General features: G+C 73.1%; 1 pseudogene. It reads left to right on the forward strand.

Annotated features, from left to right (window positions below):
- Positions 1-23: 23 nt before the first annotated feature.
- A pseudogene (locus AB0G02_RS37890) lies at positions 24-1,860 on the forward strand (hypothetical protein); the annotation flags it as partial.

Below are 1,860 nucleotides of genomic sequence, written 5' to 3' on the forward strand. Positions count from 1 at the left end.
GTGCTCGCGGTGCTCGGCTACGCGTGGGCGGTGCGGCGGACCGAACGCCGCGCACCTGTGGAGGTCGGTCGGACCGGAGCGCCGACCAGCCCCGCACCGACCAACCCCACGGCGACCGGCCCGACGGCAACCACCCGGACCGCGACACCCCGCACCACGACACCGACCGGCCGAACGCGGACCACCACGACACCGACCACCCGGGCACCGACCACCACGACACGGACCAGCCGAACCCGGACCAGCCGGACATCGACCAGGCCCACGCCCACCACGGCGAGACCACCCCCGCCGGCGTCTCCCACCACCGCGGCGACCCCGACATGGGCGACCTGCCCCACCGCGTCCCCGCCGACCCCCGCTACTTCACCGCCGACGTCCACCTCACCCCGGACGGCCGCGCGCGCATCGGCAACCACACCTACACCCCCGAGCAGTACGGCGACCTGTTGCGCCGCAACGGCTGGGACGGCAGGACGCCCCTGCGCCTCATCGGCTGCGACGCGGGCAGCAACGACTTCGCCAACCGCCTCTCCCGGCACACCGGCGCCGACGTCCTCGCCCCCACCAAGCCCGCCTGGACCGACAGCCGCGGCCGCGTCTACACCAGCGACGCCCACATCGGCCCCGACGGCAACCGCCAACCCCGGATCCCGCCCAACGGCGAGTGGAACACCCACCACCCCGACGGCACCACCACCAGGGCGGGTGACGACGGGTTCGTCCCCGGCACCCACGACCACGACAAGCACGACCTCGACCCCACCGACGCCCAGGACCGCGCCGCGGACGGCAGCGACGGCACCGACGCCGACCCGCAGAACCCGCCGCGCCCCCGCTACCGGGACGTCCCGGACCCGGACCTCATCGACCCGAGCTCGCCCGAGTTCGACCGCAGGTTCGTCGACTACGACCGGCCGACCGCCGACGCCGACGGCCACGACCCGTTCAGGCGCGACCCCAACCCGCCCGCCGACGCCGGTTCCCCGCGGGAGATCAGGGCGGACGAGCGGGGCCGGGTGTACGACCCGGCGGGGCCTCCGCGCGACCCGGCCGAGGTGCCGAAGGTGCCGGACGTGCTGCGCGACCAGGCGTTGCCCGACGGCTCGCTGCCCGCCAACACGCAGTTCACCGTCACCAACCCGAACGGCACGACGACGAAGTTCTTCACCGACGGCAACGGCGACATCAAGTGGGTCGAGGCGACCCCCGGCGTCCGCCCGGCCGACGCCACGAGCTTCAGCCCCAACCCGGACCTCGACTACCCGCTGCTGGGCGACGTGCAGTACCGGGTCGAGGGCTACCGGCCGGGCGCGAGCTGGGACTTCCACACCAACGAGCGCGGTCAGACCGACTCGATGACGGGCAGTCCCGTGTACGGGAGGTCCGACCCGACGCACCGCGACGACTCGGGCGACTACAGCGCCCAGGGCCGGGCGCGCGGCGAAGGCCAGGCGGCGTATCGGAACACCGAGTTCGAGCACGTCCGGTGGGCGGGCGGGCACCTCGCGGCCAACGAGGCCGGCGGTCCGGGCGAGTACATCAACATGTTCGGCCAGATGAACGCCTCGAACAGCGGCCACAACCGGGACGGGTGGGTCAACGCGGCGTCGTGGCGCGCGCAGGAGCAGGCGCTGGCGAGGTTCCACAGCCCGCCGACCCAGCAGATCGAGCAGTACCAGGTCGAGATGACGCGACGGTCGGACGGCCTCCCGGAGGAGGTGACGATGCGCTGGCGCGAGGTGACGTACGAGAGCGACGGCGTCACCGTCAAGGAGGTCGTCACCAAGCAACGAGTGTTCCCGAACGTCCCGGAGGACGACCTCTATGGAAACACCCCGCAGTACAACAGGTCCGGGC

Origin of the sequence: Actinosynnema sp. NPDC023658, assembly GCF_040639995.1 — a bacterium.
In the GTDB taxonomy this organism is placed as follows: Bacteria; Actinomycetota; Actinomycetes; order Mycobacteriales; family Pseudonocardiaceae; genus Actinosynnema.